This is a genomic window from Nocardia sp. NBC_00508 (genome assembly GCF_036346875.1).
Classification (GTDB): Bacteria; Actinomycetota; Actinomycetes; order Mycobacteriales; family Mycobacteriaceae; genus Nocardia.
In genome coordinates, this window is the sequence record NZ_CP107852.1 from 3986909 (window position 1) to 4006133 (window position 19225).

General features: G+C 68.3%; 16 protein-coding genes. 14 read left to right on the plus strand and 2 right to left on the minus strand.

The features are described 5' to 3' along the window. Positions 1-56: 56 nt before the first annotated feature. The 4 genes from OHA40_RS17675 (at position 57) to OHA40_RS17690 (ending at position 4480) form a co-directional block, all read left to right on the plus strand. Complete coding sequence (locus OHA40_RS17675; protein WP_330228040.1) at positions 57-983, plus strand: ABC transporter permease; 927 nt, start codon at positions 57-59, stop codon at positions 981-983. Beyond that, positions 976-1935: an ABC transporter permease gene (locus OHA40_RS17680; RefSeq protein ID WP_330228041.1), complete on the plus strand. Its 960-nt coding sequence runs from the start codon at positions 976-978 to the stop codon at positions 1933-1935. The genes OHA40_RS17675 and OHA40_RS17680 overlap by 8 nt, the downstream gene beginning before the upstream one ends. After that, complete coding sequence (locus tag OHA40_RS17685; RefSeq protein WP_330228042.1) at positions 1932-3611, plus strand: ABC transporter ATP-binding protein; 1680 nt, start codon at positions 1932-1934, stop codon at positions 3609-3611. Before OHA40_RS17680 ends, OHA40_RS17685 begins: the two co-directional genes overlap by 4 nt. 122 nt (positions 3612-3733) lie before the next feature. Further along, a complete protein-coding gene (locus OHA40_RS17690) occupies positions 3734-4480 on the plus strand; it encodes an oxidoreductase (protein ID WP_330228043.1) in 747 nt (248 codons plus the stop codon). A 493-nt stretch (positions 4481-4973) separates the two neighbouring features. Here the strand turns inward: OHA40_RS17690 and OHA40_RS17695 are convergent, their stop codons facing one another. Further along, entirely contained in the window at positions 4974-5783 is an 810-nt protein-coding gene (locus OHA40_RS17695) for an HAD-IB family hydrolase (protein WP_330228044.1), read from the minus strand. A 642-nt stretch (positions 5784-6425) separates the two neighbouring features. Between OHA40_RS17695 and ssd the strand changes: the two genes are divergently transcribed. The 7 genes from ssd to OHA40_RS17730 all read left to right on the plus strand — a co-directional run bounded on the left by ssd (position 6426) and on the right by OHA40_RS17730 (position 12105). Further along, positions 6426-7535, plus strand: a complete 1110-nt coding sequence (gene ssd, locus OHA40_RS17700; RefSeq protein ID WP_330228045.1) for a septum site-determining protein Ssd — start codon at positions 6426-6428, stop codon at positions 7533-7535. A 10-nt stretch (positions 7536-7545) separates the two neighbouring features. Continuing rightward, complete coding sequence (locus tag OHA40_RS17705; RefSeq protein ID WP_330228046.1) at positions 7546-8730, plus strand: TadA family conjugal transfer-associated ATPase; 1185 nt, start codon at positions 7546-7548, stop codon at positions 8728-8730. Next, positions 8727-9521, plus strand: coding sequence for a type II secretion system F family protein (locus OHA40_RS17710; RefSeq protein ID WP_330228047.1), 795 nt, complete (start codon positions 8727-8729; stop codon positions 9519-9521). The genes OHA40_RS17705 and OHA40_RS17710 overlap by 4 nt, the downstream gene beginning before the upstream one ends. Positions 9522-10019: 498 nt before the next feature. After that, positions 10020-10640, plus strand: a complete 621-nt coding sequence (locus OHA40_RS17715; protein ID WP_330228048.1) for a type II secretion system F family protein — start codon at positions 10020-10022, stop codon at positions 10638-10640. A gap of 240 nt (positions 10641-10880) precedes the next feature. Then, positions 10881-11045, plus strand: coding sequence for a DUF4244 domain-containing protein (locus tag OHA40_RS17720; RefSeq protein WP_330234237.1), 165 nt, complete (start codon positions 10881-10883; stop codon positions 11043-11045). Positions 11046-11107: 62 nt separating this feature from the next. Beyond that, complete coding sequence (locus tag OHA40_RS17725; RefSeq protein WP_330228049.1) at positions 11108-11422, plus strand: TadE family type IV pilus minor pilin; 315 nt, start codon at positions 11108-11110, stop codon at positions 11420-11422. A 200-nt stretch (positions 11423-11622) separates the two neighbouring features. After that, positions 11623-12105 (plus strand): Rv3654c family TadE-like protein, encoded by a 483-nt coding sequence (locus OHA40_RS17730; protein WP_330228050.1) that lies wholly within the window; start codon positions 11623-11625, stop codon positions 12103-12105. A 288-nt stretch (positions 12106-12393) separates the two neighbouring features. Here the strand turns inward: OHA40_RS17730 and OHA40_RS17735 are convergent, their stop codons facing one another. Beyond that, positions 12394-14670 (minus strand): DEAD/DEAH box helicase, encoded by a 2277-nt coding sequence (locus OHA40_RS17735; protein ID WP_330228051.1) that lies wholly within the window; start codon positions 14668-14670, stop codon positions 12394-12396. Positions 14671-15214: 544 nt separating this feature from the next. Here OHA40_RS17735 and OHA40_RS17740 point away from each other — a divergent pair. From OHA40_RS17740 to OHA40_RS17750, 3 genes are all read left to right on the plus strand, one after another. Next, complete coding sequence (locus tag OHA40_RS17740) at positions 15215-15421, plus strand: cold-shock protein (protein WP_011206895.1); 207 nt, start codon at positions 15215-15217, stop codon at positions 15419-15421. A 318-nt stretch (positions 15422-15739) separates the two neighbouring features. Beyond that, positions 15740-18640, plus strand: coding sequence for a type I DNA topoisomerase (topA, locus tag OHA40_RS17745; RefSeq protein WP_442943743.1), 2901 nt, complete (start codon positions 15740-15742; stop codon positions 18638-18640). A 34-nt stretch (positions 18641-18674) separates the two neighbouring features. Continuing rightward, positions 18675-19181: a mycothiol transferase gene (locus tag OHA40_RS17750; RefSeq protein WP_330228052.1), complete on the plus strand. Its 507-nt coding sequence runs from the start codon at positions 18675-18677 to the stop codon at positions 19179-19181. Positions 19182-19225: the final 44 nt, after the last annotated feature.

The window sequence follows — 19225 nt, forward strand, 5'->3', positions numbered from 1 at the left end:
GCTCCTGCCGCCCCGCGTCGGCTCCGGCGCGGGGCAGCGCCGACCCAGGAGGCGAAATGGCCTGGTATGTCCTGCGGCGTCTGCTTCAAATGATCCCCGTCTTCCTCGGGGCGACGCTGCTCATCTATGCCTTGGTGTTCCTCGTTCCCGGCGACCCGATCCACGCGCTGGCCGGCGACAAGCCGATGACGCCCGCGGTGGAGGCGCAGCTGCGGGCGCGCTACCACCTCGACGAGCCGTTCCTCGTGCAGTATCTGCTGTTTCTGAAGGGCATCGTCACGTTGGACTTCGGAACGGCCTTCTCCGGCAGGCCGGTACGGGACGAACTCGCGCGCGCGTTCCCGATCACGATCAAACTGGCGTTGCTGGCCGTGCTCGTCGAGTCGGTCTTCGGCATCGCATTCGGGCTGATCGCGGGGCTGCGCAAGGGCAGGCTGTTCGATTCGACGATGCTGGTGGTCAGCCTGATCGCCATCGCCGTTCCGGTCTTCGTGGTCGGCTTCCTCGCGCAGTTCCTGCTCGGGGTGAAATGGGGAATCGCGCCGGTGACCGTCTCCGGGCAGGCGACGCTCGGTGAACTGCTGGTCCCGGCGTTCGTGCTCGGATCGCTCTCCTTCGCCTATGTCTTGCGGTTGACGCGAAACTCGGTGGCGGAGAACATGTCCGCCGACTACGTCCGCACCGCGACGGCCAAAGGGCTCGGGCGGCGGCGCGTAGTGACCGTGCACATCCTGCGCAACTCGATGATCCCGGTGATCACCTTCCTCGGCGCCGACCTGGGCGCCCTGATGGGCGGCGCGATCGTCACCGAGGGGATATTCAACATTCCCGGCGTCGGCGGCACGCTCTACCAGGCGATCACCCGGGGCGAGCCGCCCACGGTGGTCTCCTTCGTCACGGTGCTGATCGTCATCTTCCTGATCACCAACCTGGTCGTCGACCTGCTCTACGCCGCACTCGACCCGAGGATTCGCTATGCCTGACCTGACCAAGGGCGGCGGCCGGGTGCGCCGCGGCCAGGAGCATTTCGTCGCGCCGCCCGACGAGGTGGAGGTGCTCGCCACCGACGTCGTGCTGGATTCCGGTGCGCCGACCAGCATCTGGCGCGACGCGTGGCGGCAGCTGCGCCGCAACCCGATCTTCATCGCCGCGGCGGTGCTGATCGTGTTCGTGCTGATCGTGGTGATCTGGCCGGGTTGGTTCACCGGCCAGGACCCCCGCTACTGCAACGGCGACTTCAGCATGGACCCGCGCAGCGCGGGACACCCTTTCGGCTTCGACAAGCAGGGGTGCGATATCTACGCCCGAACCATCTACGGCGCACGGGCTTCCGTGTTGGCCGGGATCGGCGCGACCCTGCTCTTCGTGCTGATCGGCGGCACACTCGGGGCGCTGTCGGGTTTCTACGGGGGTCCGCTGGACTCGTTCGTCTCCCGGGTCGCCGAGATCTTCTACGCGATTCCCCTGATGCTGGCCGCCATCGTGATCATGCAGCTGCTGGATGCCCGCACGATCTGGACCGTGATCGTCATCCTCGCCTCGTTCACCTGGCCGCAGGCGGCGCGGATCGCCCGCAGCGCGGTGATCCAGGCGAAGAACAGCGATTACGTCACGGCGGCACAGGCATTGGGCGTTTCCCGGCTACAGACATTGCTACGCCACGTGCTGCCGAACGCGGCGGGACCGCTGATCGTGGTCACCACGTTGTGGCTGGGGGTTTTCATCGTCACCGAGGCGACACTGTCCTACCTCGGCGTCGGATTGCCACGCACCGTGGTGTCCTGGGGCGCGGACATCGCCACCGGACAGAAGGAGATCCGCACCTCGCCGATCCTGTTCTATCCCGCGACGGCCCTGGCACTGACCGTGCTGAGCTTCATCATGCTGGGCGACGCCGTGCGTGACGCCCTCGATCCGAAGGCGAGGAAGCGATGAGCCAGGGGAAGCCGCTGCTCGACATCACCGGTCTCAACGTGAGTTTCAGCACCGAGGGCAAGCAGGTGCCCGCGGTCCGGGACGTGAGCCTGTCGGTGTATCCGGGCCAGACCGTGGCCATCGTCGGCGAATCGGGCTCGGGCAAGTCGACCACGGCGCACGCCATCATCGATCTGCTGCCGGGAACGGGGCGGATCACCTCCGGCGCGATCATGTTCGATGGCAAGGACCTCACCGGCGCCTCGAAGCGTGACATCGTCGCCGTCCGCGGCAGCGGTATCGGTCTTGTGCCGCAGGATCCGATGTCGAATCTGAATCCGGTGTGGAAGATCGGGTTCCAGATCCGGGAGACCCTGGAGGCCAACGGCATTGCGAAGGACAAGGCGGCGAGCAAGCGGGCGGTGGAACTGCTCGAGGAAGCGGGTATGCCCGATGCGGAACGCCGGGTGAACCAGTATCCGCACGAGTTCTCCGGCGGCATGCGCCAGCGCGCGCTGATCGCGATCGGTCTGGCCTGCCGCCCCAAACTACTCATCGCCGACGAGCCGACCTCGGCGCTGGACGTGACCGTACAGCGGCAGATCCTCGACCATCTCGATCGGCTCACCACCGAACTCGGCACGGCGGTTCTGCTGATCACGCACGATCTCGGGCTGGCAGCGGAGCGCGCCGAACACTTGGTGGTGATGTATCGCGGTCGGGTGGTGGAATCCGGCCCCGCCTTGCGGATCCTGCGCGATCCCCAGCACCTGTACACCAAGCGGCTGGTGAGCTCGGCGCCCTCGCTGGCCGCGCAGCGGCAGTCGTCGGTGCGGCAGCGGGCCGAGATCCGCGCGCAGGCCGGGCAGGCGGCGGCGGCCGCAGAGCTCGCGGCGGTTCCGGACGAGGTGGTCATAGCCGAGCACCTGACCAAGACGTTTCGTATTCGCGATCGCGCGCCGTGGAAGTCGACCGAGTTCGTCGCGGTCGACGACGTGTCGTTCCGGCTACGGCGCGGTTCGACCACGGCGATCGTCGGCGAATCCGGGTCGGGCAAGACGACGGTGGCGCAGATGGTTCTCGGTCTGCTCGCACCGACATCCGGATCGGTCACCTTCGACGGCAACGAGGTCGCCACACTGAAGCGCAAGGGCGCCTTCGCTTTCCGGCGCCGGGTGCAGCCGGTTTTCCAGGACCCGTACGGCTCGCTCGACCCGATGTACACGATCTACCGCACCATCGAAGAGCCGCTGCGCGTCCACCGGATCGGCACTCCCGAGGAGCGGGAGGCAACCGTCCGGGAACTGCTCGACAAAGTCGCGCTGCCCACCAGCGTGATGCGGCGCTACCCGAACGAGCTGTCCGGCGGGCAGCGCCAGCGCGTGGCCGTCGCTCGTGCGCTGGCGCTCCGGCCCGAAGTGGTGGTGTGCGACGAGGCGGTATCCGCACTCGACGTGCTGGTACAGGCGCAGATACTGCGGCTGCTCAATGAGCTGCAGGCCGAGTTGGGGCTGACGTATCTGTTCATCACCCACGATCTGGCCGTGGTCCGGCAGATCGCCGACGACGTGCTGGTCATGCAGCGCGGGAAGGTGGTCGAGGCGGCGTCCACCGACGAGGTGTTCGACAACCCGCGCCAGGAATACACACGCAAGCTGCTCGACGCGATCCCCGGCCGCGCCCTGCTGGCCGGGTAGGCGATACCTCCGCCTTCGCTCGGGCCGTGCGCGGGCTGTGGACGGACTACGTCCGACTGCGCCCACTAGCGCAGGCCGGGCGGCCGGATCGGTCCCGGCGTACGCCAGTAGCCTCGTATGCCGTGACCGATCCGCTACAGCCCCTCGCCGATCTGCCGGGTGTCCGGGACGCGGCCGACCGCGCCCGCGACGCGCTCGCCGAGGTGCATCGGCACAAGGCCAACCGCCGTGGATGGCCGACCACGGCGGCCGAGGCCGCGGTGCGCGCGGCCCGATCTTCGGCCGCCATCGACGGCGGCAGCACGGAACTCCCCGCCGACGGTCGCGTGGCGGATCCGATCTTGGCCGGTTCCCTGCGGGTGGGGCAGGCGCTGGACGGTGACGCGCTGCGGAACCTGGTAACCACCTGGCAGCGGGCGCCGCTGCAGGCGCTGGCGCGGCTGCATCTGCTCGCCGCCGCGGATCTGGTCTCGGCGGAGGAGTCGCTCGGTAGGCCACGCGGCGAGGACGGGGTGGCGCAGCGGTTGGATCTGCTGGCGCAGATCGTGCTCGGCTCCCGGGCGCCCGCACCGGTGATCGCGGCCGTAGTACACGGTGAGCTACTGGCGCTGCGACCGTTCGGGACGGCCGACGGCGTGGTCGCGCGGGCGGCCTCCCGCCTGGTCGCCGTGTCCAGTGGGCTGGACCCGCACAGTCTCGGCGTACCGGAGGTGTTCTGGTTGCGCAGGCGCCAGGCATACCTGGACGCGGCTGCCGGGTTCGGGACCGGAGATCCGGAGGCCGTCGGCGGCTGGGTGATTCTCTGCTGCGGGGCCTTCGAGGACGGGGCGCGCGAGGCTACATCTATCGCCGATTCGGCGGCGGGATAACAGCGCCCCCTACACGTCGAAGCGGGCGGCGTTGTCTGTCGACCTCACCGCCCGCTAGCACGGACTACCGGGTTACCAAGCGTGCTGGTTGGGTTGTGTTCTGCGGCCTCGGCGACCATCCGGACATCGCCGGTTCATCCCCGCAACCTGTGCGAGGCCCTCGCCGTCGAATACCCGGATTTCGCAGGCCCACAACGCTTCTGCCCTTGTAGCGGCGTGCTCCGCGTGGGTGCCTGGTGTCCGTGCTGGGAAAGATGGTTGGGAGACAGTTCCTTCTCTTCCGGTCCTGCCTTGGCCTTCCGTCCCTCCGTAGTTACCTTTCTACACTGTGACTGCATTCACATCAAGAGTGCGGGTGGCATTGGATAATCGGCGTGTTTCCCGGCGTTTCATGGTTAAAATGCCTGGTCCTTCGCCCCTTGCGCCGAGGCGGCAAACCCACCGGCAAGCACCCGGCGACCCCGCCCTGGCCGACACCCCGGACGTCCGGACCTCAGCGGCGACGGCGCAGGATCCGGTAGCTGATCGCGCCGGCCAGTAGCGCACTCACACCGACCGCGGCCGTCGCCGCGAGCGTGGTGGACGACGGCGCCTGGAAGCGCGCCCACAGCGAGACGGGGTTGGAGAAGGTCAGAATCGGCCAGCCCCGCGCGGAAGCCTCGCGACGCAGGTTGCGGTCCGGATTGACCGCGGTCGGGTGCCCTACCGCGGCGAGCAGCGGTAGATCGGTGATCGAGTCGGAGTAGGCGTAGCAGCGGGACAGGTCGTAACCCTCGCTGGCGGCAAGCTTTTCGATCGCGGCGACCTTGCCATCGCCGTAGCAGTAGAACTCGACGTCTCCGGTGTACTTGCCATCCGCCACCACCATCCGGGTGGCGGCGGTGTGCGAGGCGCCGAGCGCTTCGGCGATCGGGGCGACGATCTCCTCGCCGGAGGCCGACACGATCACCACGTCGTGCCCGCGGATCTTGTGGTCGGCGATCAGATCGGCCGCCTCCGCGTAGATCAGGGGATCGACCAGATCGTGCAATGTCTCGCCCACAATGGATTTCACCTGTTCGACGTCCCAGCCCGCGCACATGCTGGTCAGGTGGGCGCGCATCCGCTCCATCTGGTCGTGGTCGGCTCCGGACAGCAAGAACAGGAAGTGGGCGTAGCTGCTCTCCAGGACGGCGCGGCGGTTCAGAAGCCCCTGCGCGTAGAAGGGCTTGCTGAACACGAACGTGCTCGATTTCGCGATCACGGTCTTGTCGAGGTCGAAGAAGGCGGCGACGCGACCGCCTGCGGTGGCTGGGTTGTCCACCCGACCAGGATAGGCGGCTGCCTCGCCTGCGCTCGGCCCGGCGCGGTCTGAGGGCGGACTGCGTCCGGCTGTGTCTGTGATGCGGCTGCCTCGGCCTGCGCTCGGCCCGGCGCGGTCTGAGGGCGGACTGCGTCCGGCGGTGCCCGTTATGCGGCTGCCTCGCCTGCGCTCGGCCCGGCGCGGTCTGAGGGCGGACTGCGTCCGGCTGTGTCTGTGATGCGGCTGGCTCGGCCTGCGCTCGGCCCGGCGCGGTCTGAGGGCGGACTGCATTCCGCGGAGCCCATTAGGGATGCGACGTCCCATCGGCGGGCGGGCCGAGGTGGGCGGCCGCGCGGAAAGGTTTGCCCCGCAGACGCCGGGGGTCCGGGGGCCACAAAGTTGTCCGATGCCGGACTTGCGTTGTGGCCAGGGATTGGGTGTAGTATTGCTGGCACCTGGACATAGTCCAGGCGCGTTCAGCCCGACCCCCCGGGGCTGAACCCGACGGCCCCAGCCTCCTCCCCCCCCGGCTGGGGCCGTCCTCTATCTCCGGGACGATCCCGTTGGCCGCGTGGCTCGAAGAGTTGTCCACAGCCCGTGAGTTGTCCACATTCGGCACGGCACCCCTTCTTTCGTCGGCCGGATTCGACCACGCTGACCTGCATGAATCTCGACCGCTCTGCGCCAGGTGGCGTCCCGCCCGCCCTTGTGCTCATCCACGACGACCGTCTGCGTGACGAAGTCCGGCGCATCGCGGCCGCCGCCGAACGTTGCCTCGACGAGCCGCCGCGACCCATCGGCAGGCATGCCTGGTCCGGCGCGGCGTTGGTGATCATCGACACAGCAGCGGCGCGGGACGCGGCCGGGGTCGGGTATCTGCGCCGGACCGGGGTTGCGCTGGTAACCGACGGTGAGCCAGGTTTGCTCGATTGGCAGGCTGCGGCATCGGTCGGCGCTGAGCGGGTTATCGCTCTGCCGGGCTCCGCGGTGGGGCTCATCGAGATGTTTGCTGAGTACGGCGAGCAGCGTTCGGGCGACGGAGTGGTCGTCGCCGTTGCCGGGGCAGGCGGCGGGGCAGGGGCGTCCACCCTGGCCGTCGCGGTCGCGCTGCGAGCTGCCGCCGAGGGGTTCCGGCGAGAGACCTTGCTGGTCGACGGCGCACCCTTCGGAGGAGGGCTCGACCTGCTCCTCGGCATCGAGAAGACAGCGGGACTGCGCTGGCCCGATCTGGTCGTCGAGGACGGGCGGGTGTCCGCGGCCGCTCTCCACGGCGCGCTGCCTGCCGCCGCGCCGGGCCTTGCCGTGCTGTCCTGCGCTCGATGTGGTGCGGGGCGGTTGCCGCGCGAACTCGGCGCGGCCGGTGTCCGGGCGGTGCTCGAAGCAGGCCGTGCCGCAGGCGATTTCGTAGTTTGCGACATTTCGGGTGAGCGAGGGCCGCATGCCGACCAGATGCTCGATTCGGCGGATCTGGTCGTACTGGTCGTTCCGGCCCGGCTGCGCGCGTGCGCCGCCGCCGAAGCGGTGTCCGCCCACATTGCTCGGCGAAACCCGAACCAGGGCTTGATCGTTCGTGGACCAGCGCCCGGTGGGTTACGCGGCGCCGAGGTCGCCGAGGTGCTCGACATCCCCCTGCTCGCCGCCGTACGCGCCCAAACCGGACTGGCGCACCGCCTGGAGCGTGGTGGGGTCTCGGTGGGCCGCCGGGGACCACTGCGCGATGCCGCCGATGCGGTGCTCGGAGTGCTCAGTGCACCGGCAGGGCAGCGGAGGTGAGGGGGCCGCTATGAGTGCGATACTCACAAGTGAGCTGCTGGATCGAGTGCGTGAGCGACTGGCCGCGGAGACAGGCGATCCGGATCCGGCGCAGCTCGCCGCTGCGATCCGAGCCGAGGCAGGCGGGGTGCTCGGCGACACGGACCTGCTGCGGGCGCTGCGGTTGTTGCAGACCGAGATGACCGGTGCGGGCGTGCTCGAACCGTTGCTGAACGATCCGCACGTCGCGGATGTGCTGGTGACCGGGCCGGACGCGGTGTGGATCGATCGCGGGCGCGGACTGGAAAAGACCTCCATCACGTTCCCCGACGAGGCCGCCGTCCGGCGGCTCGCGCAGCGCCTGGCCCTGTCGGCGGGTCGGCGACTCGACGACGCGCAACCTTGGGTGGACGGTCGACTGTCCGGAACGGGTGCGGCGCTGGGGGATTCGTTCGGTGTCCGCTTGCATGCCGTACTCTCGCCGGTCGCCCACGGCGGCACCTGTCTTTCGCTGCGCATACTTCGCCCGGCTACCCAGGGGTTGGACGCGCTGGCCCTGGCCGGTGCGATCCCGGCGGAGGCAAAACTCTTGCTGGAGCGCATTGTTCGGGCACGCTTGGCGTTCCTGGTGGTCGGCGGCACCGGGGCCGGCAAGACGACACTCCTGTCCGGTCTACTGGCCACAGTGGATCCGGCCGAGCGGATCATCTGCGTCGAAGACGCCGCCGAGCTCGCGCCGCCACATCCCCATGTGGTGCGCTTGGTCGCCAGAACCGCGAACGTCGAGGGCGTCGGTGCGGTCACCGTGCGCGACCTGGTCCGTCAGGCCCTGCGCATGCGACCGGACCGAATCGTGGTCGGCGAGGTCAGGGGCGCCGAGGTGGTCGACCTGTTGACCGCCTTGAACACCGGTCACGACGGCGGCGCGGGAACTGTGCACGCCAACTCGCCGCGGGAGGTCCCCGCGCGCTTGGAGGCCCTCGCCGCGCTCGGCGGGATGGACAACGCGGCCTTGCACAGCCAACTCGCTGCCGCGGTCCAGGTCGTCCTCCATGTGCACCGCCGATCCGATGGCTCGCGTGGGCTGCGTGAGATCGGCCTGGTGCACCGCACCGACGGTGGCCGGGTGCGGATCACACCCGCTTGGCACACCACGGGAGCGGCTCCCGCTGCCGCCGACCTGTCCCGCTTGCTCGCCGAACGACTCGACCGATGAGTGTGGCGATGGTGTGCCTGGCACTGGCCCTGGTCGCACTGCCCGCGCCAGGGCCACGGCGTCGGTTCGCCCGGATGTTCACCACACCGGGCGAGTATCGAAGGTCTTTGTGGGGCACCTTGTCTCGAGCCGGTGTCATCGCAGGCGTCGTAGCCGTGCTCCTGCTTCTCGGGCCAGGTCCTTTCCTCGCCGCGAGCATGATCGCCGGGACGGTAGGGCTGCGGGTACGCCGGTCGGCGCGGGACCGGCGCAGGAACGTCGAGTGCGGCTACCTGCTCGAAGCACTGGAAGCCGTTATCGGCGAGTTGCGGGTGGGCGCCCATCCGAGTGCCGCCGCCGAGGTCGCGGCGCGCGAGGTGCGCGGCGATTCGGCACGCGTCTTCGCAGTCGGCGCCGCACGAAGTCGGCTCGGCGGCTCCGCGGCAGAGGGTCTGCGGCAACCGGAGTCCCTTGTCGCAGTGGAACTTTCCCGGATCGCAGGCGCATGGGAGGTCGCCGAGCAGCGCGGGCTGGCACTCGCCGAGTTGCTGTCGGCAGCCCGCACGGATCTTGCCGGGCGCATACGGTTTCACGGTCGTACCACCGCGGCGCTGGCCGGTGCCCGCGCCACCGCGGCAGTTCTGGCTTGCCTGCCCTGTCTCGGTATCGCCCTCGGCCAGATGATGGGCGCTTCTCCTCTGCATGTCCTCTTCGCCTCATCCGCAGGGCAGGTGCTGCTACCTCTCGGCACCGGGCTGGTCTGCGTGGGCTTGTTGTGGACCGATGTGATCACGCGAAAGGTGCTGGTATGACTCCGCTTTCATGGATAGGTCCCGACCGAGTGTCGGTGCCCATCGATCGGCATCGACCAGACGCCGACTGTAGTCATGCTGCATCGCACTCCTGCTTGGGCGTCGGTGTCGAGGGACTCGACTGCTGGATGCTCGGTGCGGGGCCGGCGGCGGCGTCAGGCCGGGCGGTCGCGCTGGGTGCGGTTCGGTCTGCAGGTTTTTGCTGGAAGAGGTTCATGGCCCGCGTATTCGAGGTCTGGCATCGTCGCCGGGGCGCCTCGCGGCTCATGGCGTCGTCGTCGCGTTGTCGTCCGATCGCCGGAACGCACGGCCGAGGGTCGGTTTCGAAGCCGGGGCGGTTCGCGTCGGCGTTGTCGAAGGGGGGATTGCGCGTAGCCCGGTTCGGTGTCCTGTCACCGTCAGGATCGTCGGTGGCGATGTCACCGTACGCGGGCCGGTGGCCGGGCACGCGTTGTCCTAGGGGGTTTCACGCATCTGCTCCGGTGATGGAAGGTGGGGATGACATTGACCGTGGCGGCCGCGCCGTTGTTGTTGCTGGCCGTGGCGCTGGCACTGCTGCCGGGGCGGGTGGCGGTGAGCCAGCGGTTGCGTGCCCTCCGTCAACCGCTCATCGGGCAGGTCGAGGCGTCGCGTGGAGCGAACCGGAAGGCAGATCCTTTGGCCACCGCCTCGGTCCTCGACCTGCTGGCCGCGTGCCTGCGGGCCGGCCTTCCGATGGCGGGTGCGGCACGCGCTGTGGCGCCCGAGGCGCCGGAACCGCTCGGCGAAGCACTGCGGCGAGCGGCGGATCTGCTGGCACTGGGCGCGGAGGCGGCCACCGCGTGGGAACAAGTCGCCCAGGATGGAGCCGGGCGGCCGGGAACCGACGCGATCGAGTCACTGGCTCGGATGGCGCGCCGCTCGGCTCGGTCCGGTGCGTCACTGGCGGTCGCGGTCGCAGAGCTGGCCGAACAGCGCCGGGCCACGATCGAAGACGCGGCCGCCGCGAAGGCGGAGCGCGCAGGCGTGCTGATCGGCGGACCGCTCGGCTTGTGCTTTCTTCCCGCCTTCGTCTGTCTCGGCATCGTGCCCGTGGTAATCGGCTTGGCGAGCCGGGTGCTCGGTGGGGGTCTGCTGTGATCCCACCGAGCGCCATCTCGAAGGCACCGTGTTCGTGGGGCGCGGCCGCTCGGATTCGGGTCGTCGGGCTGGATTCGTGGCGGTGGCGTGGGATCGCGGGGCTGCGGAGGCCGTCGAGGGAAGCGTGCTTGTGCGGAGGGGCCGCACGGGCCGGAGTGAGAGGGGAATCGAGTGCGTATCGAGCGGAGATCTGTCGGCCAGAGGCTGAAGGCTATATATCTGCGCCTGCGCGGGCGAGTGATGCAGGCGGTCGTCGCGGAGGACGGCATGAGCACGGCGGAGTATGCGATCGGCACGATCGCGGCGGCGGCGTTCGGTGCGGTGCTCTACGGCGTGGTGACGGGCGACAGCATCGTGAATGCGCTGACGAAGATCATCGATCGGGCGCTCAACACTTCGGTGTAGACGCCGTCACCGGTGGCCGAGAGCGCCGCGATCGGCGGAGGCCGAGGGGCGACCGAGGGGCGGTGACAGTGGAGGCCGCGCTCGCCCTGACCGCGGTCCTCGCCACTGTCGTGCTGTGCCTCGGCGCCTTGCTGGCGGCGTCGACGCAGGTCCGCTGTGTCGACGCCGCCCGCGAGGCGGCGCGTCTGGCCGCACGGGGCGATCATGCGCACGCCGTACCCACAGCGCGGCAGATCGCTCCTCCGTCGGCCGATATCGCCCTCCGCAGCGAAGGCACCCGGGTTCTCGCCGTCGTCTCCGCCCGAACTCCGCTTCTGCCGCTGCTAACGCTCCGTGCGGAAGCCGTCGCCACCCTCGAGCCGGGGACTGCACCGTGATTCGGCCTTCCGGCGTCCGCTCGCGGCCCGCACCCCTTCGAGCCAGCAGTGCATCTGCCACACCGGTTGCTCGGACCGGGTCGAATGGTTCACGAGCGGAAGCAGCCGGCCACTTGCGCGCTCGAGCAGGTGTGGCCGCCGTGAGCAGTCAGAGCAGTGCTGGCCCGTGGAGGCGGTGTCAGGGGGCGGAAGCAGCCACTGTGAACGGGAGCACCTACGTGATGCCGATCATCGGTCTCGGTGTCACGGCCCGAAGCGTTGGCATGCGGCGTGGCGAAGCCGCGCACGGGACGGGGCGCTGGGGGCGGCGCAGGTTCGCGGCGGCAGTTCGTCGGGTGGCGGGCGAGGAGGGGGTGGCCACCGTCTTCGCCTGCTCGGGGTTGGTGGCGCTGATCGGTGCGACGTTGTTGATCTCGCATGTGGGCGCCGTAGTAGTGGCGCGGCATCGGGCGCAGACGGCAGCGGATATGGCGGCGCTGGCCGCGGCGAGCGCATTGATGCAGGGAGCGGATGCGGCGTGCGCCGAGGCGGACGAGGTGGCATGGCGAATGGGGACGCGGATCCGGTTCTGTGCGGCCGCGGAGTGGGACGTGACCGTCACTGTCGAAACGGATGTACCAATAGGTCTGTATGGCGATCGAAGTGTCCGAGCGATCGCTAGAGCCGGACCGGTTGAAGAGTGAGAGAGTTCGATACACAACGGCCCGGGCGTCGCTTTGGATGGCGGAAAACGGCAATTCTACTGACGGGTTAAAACTCGGCTCGCGCAATTCTCGTCGGAGTTGTGGATATCAAAAGCGAATGAATGCGCATGTACGCAACGGATGGTGTGGCAATAGTCTAGTTAACATGAATTCAATCCTTTTTATTCTCCGGGGTGAAGCCGGGGCGATCTACTAGGAGGTGTCCCAGCGTTGCCGGCGAGGGTGCTGGCAACCTGGACAAGTGATCACGTGCCGGGCTCCGCGTCGTCACGAATCGAGCGAGACGGCGTCACCTGCGGACAGTTCGGCCAGCACGGCGGTGAGCAGGCGTGCCGCGCCCATCTTGTCCAGGGGATGGTTGCCGTTGCCGCACTTGGGCGATTGGACGCAGGAGGGACAGCCTGCCGCGCATCCGCACGACTCGATGGCCGCCAGGGTCGCCGAAAGCCACCGCCGCAGTTGGGCGAACCCGCGCTCGGCGAAACCAGCGCCGCCGGCCTGGCCGTCGTAGACGAAGACGGTGGGCAGCCCGGTGTCCGGATGCTCAGCTGTGGAGACGCCACCGATGTCCCACCGATCACAGGTCGCTACCAGCGGCAACAGCCCGATCGCCGCGTGCTCGGCCGCGTGCAGCGCTCCCGCGACGTCCTGGGGCTCGATTCCGGCCAGCGCCAACAACTCCGGCGTCGCCGTGTACATCACGGCCCTGGTGGGCAGCGTCCGCGGTGGCAGATCGAGTTCCACGAGATCGAGCACTGCACCGGTGGCCAGCGTGCGCAGATAACCGATCACCTGACTGGTGACCCGAACCTGAGCCAGCGCAGTCGTCACGTGACCGTAGCGGTGATGCTCGGTCATCGCGTCGATGGTGATCGAGGTCGTCTGCCGCGCGCTGGTGGTCCACCCCGGCTCGGCCGCGTGCACGAACGCCACGCCGTCCTCGAGATCCAGCTCGTCGACCACGTAGGTCTCACCCTGATGCAGGTGGACGGCGCCTTGGTGCAGCGTTGCCTGCGCCCGCCCCGCATCGGCGGTGCCGAGTAGCCTGCCGGTCTCACCATCCACGATGACTACCGGCGTGCCGATTCCACCTCGGACGTCCACCGCATCGTGCGGCTGCGTCTCCGCGGTGACATACCAACGCGCGCGATCCTGCGTCCCACGCCGTCTGATCAGCCCTTTCGCGGTCAGATCCTGGAGTACCTCATGCGCGCCGAGTTCGTCCACCTCGATGTCGGTGAGCGGCAGTTCCAGTGCGGCGCACAGCAGTTGCGGACCGAGCACGTAGGGATTGCGCGGGTCGGTGATGGTGGCCTCGACCGGCTTGTCCAGCAGCGCGTCCGGGTGGTGAACCAGGTAGGTGTCGAGCGGATCGTCCCGCGCGACGAGCAGGACCAGCGATCCCTGAGTGCGACGTCCCGCCCGCCCGGCCTGCTGCCAGAACGATGCGACCGTGCCGGGAAAACCCGAGATGACCACGGCATCCAGCCCAGCGATGTCGACGCCGAGTTCCAGGGCGTTGGTCGTCGCCGCGCCCAGCAGCGACCCGTCCGACAACGCCGCTTCCAGATCGCGCCGGTCCTCCGCGAGGTAGCCGGCTCGATAGGATGCCACCCGCCCGGCGAGGTCCGGATCGACTTCGGTCAACAACCTTCTGGCATCCATGGCGGTCTGCTCGGCGGCCCGGCGCGAGCGCACGAACGTCAAGGTCCGCGCACCTTCCGCCACCAGATCCGCCATGATCCGCGCCGCCTCCGCGGTGGCCGCCCTGCGTACCGGGGCGCCGTTCTCGCCGGTCACCGCGGTGAGCAGCGGGGGTTCCCAGAGCGCGACCGTACGCGGCCCCTGCGGCGAGCCGTCCTGGGTGACCGCAGCGCAAGGCGCGCCGATCAGCCGGGACGCGGCCGCCGCGGGTTCGGCCGTGGTCGCCGAGCACAGCACGAACACCGGATCCGCGCCGTACCGCGCGGCGATCCGGCGCAGCCTGCGCAGTACCAGCGCGACGTGCGAGCCGAAAATCCCGCGATAGGCATGGCATTCGTCGACGACCACATATCGCAACCTGCGCAGCACGCGCGCCCAGCGCTGGTGCGACCGCAGTATGCCCAGGTGGAGCATGTCGGGGTTGGTGAAAATCCATCGCGCGTTGGCGCGCACCCACTGCCGGATCTCGGCCGGTGTGTCGCCGTCGTAGGTAGCCGGATGGATATCCCGCAGCGGACCTTCGCGGGTCAGTTCCCCGACTGCACGCAGCTGATCGGCGCCGAGCGCTTTCGTCGGCGCCAGGTACAGCGCGGTGGCCTTCGGATCCGCTTGCAGCGTGGTGAGTACCGGAAGCTGATACCCGAGCGACTTGCCCGACGCGGTCCCCGTGCTCACGACCACGTGCTCGCCCTCGAAAGCCAGACCCGCCGTCTCGGCCTGATGGCTCCAGGGCGCGGCGACGCCGGTCTCCTGTAAGGCGGCAACCACTTCCGGCGATGCCCATGCGGGCCACGCGGTATGAGCGGCCGTGCGCGGGGGCAACTCGACGACATGAGTCATCCTGGGGTCGTCATCTGGGGCCCCGACTAGGACACGATTCAGCAACGATGCGCCGTAGCTGAGCTCGGTTCGGGCGTGCGCTGGGGCCGCAGAGTCCGCCGGATTCACGACAGAAGCCCCGCAACACGCTCGGAAAGTGTGAAACGTGTGCGTCCGGTAAGCGCCACCTGCCATTTCGATACCAAATAGCGACCTGGGTCACAGCTGGATTGCCGAACGTCGACTCGGTTATCAGAAGGCAAACGAACCATGAGTCTGGATTCCGCCATTGTGTCCCTCACCTGCGCATTCGCAAGATCAACTTTTTTGCAAATTGTCGGTAACTCGACTGTTGAATTGCCCGAAGACATGGTTCACTGGTTCCTGGTCGCAAGCTTCTGTGTTCGAGGGACGGATCCAAAGTCCAAACCGTCAGCAGGATCGATGTTGCGAACGGTGTGCTTGGTGCTTTCCTGCAGGGGGAACCAACAGTACAGCGGTCGGAACGGACCCGGTGGACGAACCCAGTTGTCCGCCGTTCCGGTAAGAAAAGAGAAGGAACAGAATGGCACAGGGAACTGTGAAGTGGTTCAACGCGGAGAAGGGGTTCGGCTTCATCGCGCCCGAGGACGGCTCCGCTGACGTCTTCGTCCACTACTCCGAGATCCAGGGTTCGGGCTTCCGCACCCTCGAGGAGAACCAGAAGGTCGAATTCGAGGTCGGCCAGGGCACCAAGGGCCCGCAGGCCACCGGAGTGCGTGCGCTCAGCTGAGCGGCGCGACATCCACCGCTCGTCCCTCACCGCCGGAAACGGGGTGGGGGACGAGCTATATCTGGGGTAGGCACGGCCCGCGCGAACAGCCGGAACGCTCGTCGAGCATGCCGCGGCGCCGGTGCCGCGAAAAGACAGGGCATACTGATTCGAACTGACGCGCGTACGCTCAGTGGTTCGAGTCGCAAGCACTCGACTACACGCGGCGTCACGGTATAAACGTGTCTGGTGGCGACGTTCAGCCGTCGCAGCCGCTTACCCCAGCCGCGCCAGCGGGAACAACGCAGCGCGGGTCGATCAGGAAAGGTGTATTCGCCGGTGGCAACACGAGACCGCGGTGCAGCCGACCAGGGCCGTCCCCTGCGTCGTCTCGTGATCGTCGAGTCCCCGACCAAGGCCCGCAAGATCGCGCCGTACCTCGGTCGTAACTTCACGGTCGAGGCGTCGGTCGGCCATATCCGGGATCTGCCGCGGGGCGCGGCGGATGTCCCGGCCAAGTACAAAGGCCAGGCCTGGGCGCGTCTCGGCGTGGATGTGGACAACGATTTCGAGCCCATCTACGTCGTGAGCCCGGACAAGAAGGCCAAGGTCACCGAGCTCAAGAGCCTGTTGAAGGATGCCGACGAGCTCTACCTGGCCACCGACCCCGACCGTGAGGGCGAGGCGATCGCCTGGCACCTGCTGGAGACGCTCAAGCCCAAGGTGCCGGTCCGGCGGATGGTGTTCCACGAGATCACCGAACCCGCCATTCAGGCCGCCGCCGCGGACACCCGCGAGCTCGACAGCGACTTGGTCGACGCGCAGGAGACCCGGCGCATCCTGGACCGGCTGTACGGCTACGAGGTCAGCCCGGTGCTGTGGAAGAAGGTCATGCCGCGGCTGTCGGCCGGCCGAGTGCAGTCGGTGGCCACCCGGGTGATCGTGCGGCGCGAGCGCGAGCGGATGTCGTTCCGTTCCGCCGAGTACTGGGATATCGCCGCCAAGCTGGACGCGGGGACCGGCGAGGAAGTCAACGCCACCAACCCCAGGACCTTCGGGGCGCGGTTGGTCGCGGTCGCCGGCGCCAGGGTCGCTACCGGGCGGGATTTCGGTTCGGACGGCCGGCTCAAAGCCACCAACGGCGTCATAGTGCTGGACGAAGGCTATGCGCGGCGGCTCGCCGAGGCGCTGGACGGTGCCGACCTGGTGGTTTCCTCGGCGGAGGCCAAGCCCTACAGCCGCAAGCCGTATCCGCCGTTCATGACCTCGACGCTGCAGCAGGAGGCGGGGCGCAAGCTGCGCTTCAGCTCCGAGCGGACCATGCGGGTCGCGCAGCGGCTGTACGAGAACGGCTACATCACATACATGCGAACCGACTCGACGACGCTGTCGGAGTCGGCCATCGCCGCGGCTCGTGCGCAGGCGACCCAGCTCTACGGCGCCGAGTACGTGCACCCGACCGCGCGGCAATACAACCGCAAGGTGAAGAACGCGCAAGAGGCGCACGAGGCGATTCGCCCGGCGGGCGATACGTTCGCCACGCCCGGCCAGCTGCACTCGCGGTTGGACAACGACGAGTTCCGCCTCTACGAACTCATCTGGCAGCGCACCGTCGCCTCGCAGATGGCCGACGCCAAGGGCACCACGCTGACCCTGCGCATCACCGGCGTCGCGGCCACCGGCGAGGAGTGCGTTTTCTCCGCTTCCGGTCGCACCATCACCTTCCCCGGCTTCCTGAAGGCCTATGTGGAGAGCGTGGACGAGGAGGCCGGTGGCCAGTCCGACGACGCCGAATCCCGGCTGCCCGCGCTGGAGGAAGGCGAGGCGGTCACCGCGGTCGAGCTGAATCCCGACGGCCACAGCACGAATCCGCCCGCTCGCTACACCGAAGCGTCGCTGATCAAGACGCTCGAAGAACTCGGCATCGGTCGTCCGTCGACGTATGCGTCGATCATCAAGACGATTCTCGACCGCGGGTACGTGTACAAACGCGGCAGCGCGCTGGTGCCGTCCTGGGTGGCCTTCGCGGTGATCGGTCTACTGGAAGAGCATTTCGGCCGACTGGTCGATTTCGACTTCACCGCCGCCATGGAGGACGACCTCGACGCCATCGCGGGCGGGCGCGAGCAGCGCGGAAACTGGTTGTCCAGCTTCTACTTCGGCGGCGATCACGGCGTGGAGGGCTCGGTCGCGCGATCGGGCGGGCTGAAGAGGATGGTCGGTGACCGGCTGGACGACATCGACGCCCGAGAGATCAACTCCATCAAGCTGTTCAGTGATGCCGACGGACGTGACGTCGTGGTCCGGGTCGGTAAGTACGGGCCGTACCTGGAGCGGATGATCACGAACCCCGATGACCCGGAAGGCGATTCGGTCTCGCAGCGGGCCAACTTGCCGGACGATCTTCCACCGGACGAGCTGACCCCCGACGTCGCGGAGAAGCTGTTCGCGACGCCGCAGGAAGGGCGCGCGCTCGGCGTCGATCCCGCGACCGGACACGAGATCGTCGCGAAGGAAGGGCGTTTCGGTCCGTACGTCACCGAGATCCTGCCCGAGCCGCAAGCCGAGGAGGGGCAGGAGCCCGCCAAGAAGAACGCGAAGAAGGCCGCCGCACCGAAGCCGCGCACCGGTTCGCTCTTCAAATCCATGGACCTGGCCACCATTACGCTCGACGACGCGCTGAAGCTGCTGTCGCTGCCGCGTGTGGTCGGTACAGACCCGGCGACCGGCGAGGAGATCACGTCGCAGAACGGACGTTACGGGCCGTATCTGAAGAAGGGCACCGATTCGCGATCGCTGAATACCGAGGACCAGATCTTCACGGTGACGCTGGAGGAGGCGCTGAAGATCTACGCGGAGCCGAAACGCCGTGGGCGGCAGGCTTCGAACGCGGCTCCGCTGCGTGAGCTCGGCACCGACTCGGCCAGCGGCAAGCCGATGGTGATCAAGGATGGCCGCTTCGGCCCGTATGTCACCGACGGTGAGACCAACGCGACGCTCCGCAAGGGCGACGAGATCGAGTCGATCACCCCGGAGCGGGCCATGGAGCTGCTCGCCGATCGGCGGGCGCGCGGGCCGGTGAAGAAGGCGGCCAAGAAGACAGCGGCGAAGAAGGCGCCCGCCAAGAAGACCGCGGCGAAGAAGACCGCCGCCAAGGCGGCGACGACCACCAAGACGGTCGCCAAGAAGACTGCGGCGCAGAAGGCGGCGGCGAAGAAGACCGGCGTCGGGAATTCGTGAGTTCCCACTCCGCCTCGGCCGTAGCGTGAGCGCCATGAGTACCGAACAGGAACGCGAGGATCTGATCGCGATGCTCGCCGACCAGCGCGAGCTTTTCCGTATCACCCTGCGCGGGATCGATGACGAGCAGGCGCGGCGGCCGACCACCGTGAGCGAACTGACCCTCGGTGGCTTGCTGCACCACCTGATCAACTGTGAACGGCACTGGACCTCGGTGATCGTGCGGCGGGACGAGAACGCGGCACTGGACGTCTCGACGTTCGATGGTGAGTACGTCATGGCGCCGGACGAGACCGTGTCCGGGTTGCTGGCCACCTGGGACGAGGTCGCCGCGGCAACGGCCGAGCTGATCCGCTCGGTCGACAGCCTCGACACCTCGGTTCCCACGCCGACGGCGCCGTGGACGCCGGAGCGGATCTGGCAGTCGGTGCGCTATACCGTGCTGCATATCCTGCGGGAGATCGCACACCATTCCGGGCACGCGGACATCATCCGCGAGGCGCTGGACGGCGCGAGCAGCACGCAGCAGCGCGCCTCATAGCGTCGATTGGTACCTGACCGACGGTGTCGGTGCCGGCGGCTAGG